Below are 2868 nucleotides of genomic sequence, written 5' to 3' on the forward strand. Positions count from 1 at the left end.
CCGAGGCTCTTAAGGCGGCGCTGTAAGACGCAGAAAATTTGCGAAAAATTGAGGATAGAATTATGACTGCCACTGCTACCGCAGTAGAAAACTTCAGCGATTACAAAGTTGCTGATATCAGCCTGGCCGAATGGGGCCGCAAAGAGCTGAATATCGCCGAGAGTGAAATGCCGGCGCTGATGTCGCTGCGCGAAAAATACGGCGACAGCAAGCCACTGGCGGGTGCCAAAATTCTGGGCTGTATTCACATGACCATTCAAACCGGTGTGCTGATCGAAACGCTGATCGCGCTGGGTGCCGAAGTGCGCTGGTCGTCGTGCAACATCTTCTCTACTCAGGACCACGCTGCGGCGGCCATCGCCGCGGCCGGTATTCCGGTATTTGCCTGGAAGGGCGAAACCGAGGAAGAGTACGAGTGGTGTATTGAGCAGACCATTCTGAAAGACGGTCAGCCCTGGGATGCCAATATGGTATTGGATGACGGCGGTGACCTGACCGGTATTTTGCACGACAAATACCCGCAGATGCTTGACGCTATTCACGGCATTACCGAAGAAACCACCACCGGGGTTCACCGCCTGCAGGAAATGCTCAAGAAAGGCGAGCTGAAAGTTCCGGCGATCAACGTTAACGACTCGGTTACCAAGTCGAAGAACGACAACAAGTACGGCTGTCGCCACAGCCTGAACGACGCGATCAAGCGCGCGACTGACCACCTGCTGTCGGGTAAAAAAGCGTTGGTTATCGGCTACGGCGATGTCGGCAAGGGCTCGGCTCAGTCGCTGCGCCAAGAAGGCATGATCGTTAAAGTCAGCGAAGTCGATCCGATCTGCGCCATGCAGGCCTGCATGGACGGCTTTGAAGTGGTATCGCCCTACATCGATGGCATTAACAGCGGCAGTGTCGACAGCATCAATCAGCAGCTGTTGGGGTCGACCGACCTGCTGGTGACGACCACGGGCAACGTCAATGTCTGTGATGCCAATATGCTGGCAGCGCTGAAAAGCGGCTGTGTGGTGTGCAATATCGGTCACTTCGACAATGAAATCGACACGGCCTATATGCGCGAAAACTGGGAGTGGGATGAGATCAAGCCCCAGGTGCATGTGGTGTACCGCGATCGCGCCAGCAATGACCAGTTGATTCTGTTGTCCGAGGGCCGCCTGGTGAACCTGGGTAATGCCACTGGCCACCCCAGCCGGATTATGGATGGCTCTTTTGCCAACCAGGTGCTGGCACAGATCTACCTCTACGAGCGTCGTTTCGCCAACCTTGAAGCAGAGCTAAAAGAGGCGGCGATCACTGTAGAAGTGCTGCCCAAGAAGCTGGACGAAGAAGTGGCTGCGCATATGGTGGCGGGCTTTGGTGGCGTGATTACCCAGCTCAAGCCAGAGCAGGCGGACTATATCGGCGTTAGCGTCGAGGGTCCCTTTAAGCCAGACAGCTACAAGTACTAAGTTGCTGAAGGCTGCAGCGGTCGCTGAAAGGCCGCTGCAGCTCCGCTAAGCACTGCGGTGGCTTGCGCCGCCGACTGCTTAGCCGAGCTGCACGTTGATGTGCGCTAACAGCAGAATATTATTGCCTATACAGACCGGATACCCCATGGCCAAGCGCTACAGTTTTGAATTTTTTCCGCCCAAGACCGAGGCTGGTCGCGACAAGCTGGCGGCCACTCGCGATGAGCTGAACAGCCTCAGCCCCGACTTTTTCTCGGTGACCTACGGCGCCGGTGGCTCCACCCGCGACAACACTCGCGGCATCGTGCTGGAAACAAAGGCGGCGGGCATCGATGTGGCGCCCCACCTCTCTTTTGGCGGCGACGAGGAAGACGCAGTGCGCGCGCTGCTGGATCAGTATCGCGAGGCCGGCGTGCGCCGCATCGTTGCGTTGCGCGGCGATATTCCCTCGGGGATGGGCGCCACGCGATTGGTCTATGCCCGCGAGTTGGTGGAGTTTATCCGCCAGCACAGTGGCGATCATTTCGAGTTGGAGGTGGCGGCCTACCCGGAAGTGCACCCGGACGCGCCGAGCTATGAGCAGGATGTCAGCTACCTGAAGGACAAGCTGGACGCCGGTGCAAACAGCGCCATTACCCAGTATTTCTTCAATGCCGACGCCTACTTCTACTTTCTCGAGGCCTGCGAAAAAGCCGGTATCGATAAGCCTATTTATCCGGGCATTATGCCGATTACCAACTATGCCAACTTGGCGCGCTTTTCCCGTAACTGCGGCGCTGAGATACCGCGCTGGCTAGCCCGCAAGCTTGAGGGCTACGGCCAAGACGCCGACAGTATTGCCAAATTCGGTGAGGAGTTTGTGACTGAACTCTGTCACATCTTGATGGAGGGGGGCGCCCCCGGCATCCACTTCTACACTATGAATCAGGTACAGCCGGTCAAGCGGATGCTTGAGGCGGTCAAGGCCTCCCACCCCTAATCTCGCTATAAATACTTAAGTCAGTCGTCGGTAAACTGGTCCAGCAGTGTGTAGACGTGCTCAAAGGATTCCCGGCTCTTGCGATAGGGGTCGGGCACTGGCTGATTGTCTGACCCTTTGCCCAGCAAAAACGCTTTGCCGCCAAGCTGTGGGGTGATTTTACTGATGCCGCGAATATGCTGCGACTCCATGGTGAGAATCAGGTCGGCCTCGGTAAGCATGGCTTGATTGAGCTGGCGAGCGCTGTGACCCGATGGGTCGATGCCGCGCTCGCGAAGCAGTGCGCGTCTATGGGCTGGTCCATTGCCTTAGCGTTGCAGGGTTTTGATGCCATCGGCACTGCCCAGCAGTAATAGGTCGGCGGGGCGCAGGGCGAACAGGCCATTGGTGACCACGCCGGTAATGCCGTTGATGATCTCTTCAGTCTTCTGC

Annotated in this window: 3 protein-coding genes and 1 pseudogene; 2 read left to right on the forward strand and 2 right to left on the reverse strand. The window is 57.1% G+C overall.

The features are described from left to right. Positions 1–62: 62 nt before the first annotated feature. Positions 63–1457, forward strand: a complete 1395-nt coding sequence (gene ahcY, locus ABYM29_RS15405; protein ID WP_372865678.1) for an adenosylhomocysteinase — start codon at positions 63–65, stop codon at positions 1455–1457. 145 nt (positions 1458–1602) lie between these two features. Continuing rightward, positions 1603–2436, forward strand: coding sequence for a methylenetetrahydrofolate reductase [NAD(P)H] (gene metF / locus ABYM29_RS15410; protein ID WP_372865679.1), 834 nt, complete (start codon positions 1603–1605; stop codon positions 2434–2436). 20 nt (positions 2437–2456) lie between these two features. Here metF and ABYM29_RS15415 read toward each other — a convergent pair whose 3' ends face one another. Both ABYM29_RS15415 and ABYM29_RS15420 read right to left on the reverse strand, forming a co-directional pair. Further along, entirely contained in the window at positions 2457–2717 is a 261-nt protein-coding gene (locus tag ABYM29_RS15415) for a hypothetical protein (RefSeq protein ID WP_372865680.1), read from the reverse strand. Positions 2718–2744: 27 nt separating this feature from the next. Next, positions 2745–2868 (reverse strand): annotated as a pseudogene (locus ABYM29_RS15420) (ribose 5-phosphate isomerase A); the annotation flags it as partial.

The organism is Spongiibacter sp., from assembly GCF_041602295.1.
Taxonomy (GTDB): Bacteria; Pseudomonadota; Gammaproteobacteria; order Pseudomonadales; family Spongiibacteraceae; genus Spongiibacter.

Excerpts from the sequence above, each read along its gene's own strand:
- ahcY (WP_372865678.1), top strand. The coding sequence starts at position 63 with ATGACTGCCACTGCTACCGCAGTAGAAAACTTCAGCGATTACAAAGTT.
- metF (WP_372865679.1), top strand. The coding sequence starts at position 1,603 with ATGGCCAAGCGCTACAGTTTTGAATTTTTTCCGCCCAAGACCGAGGCT.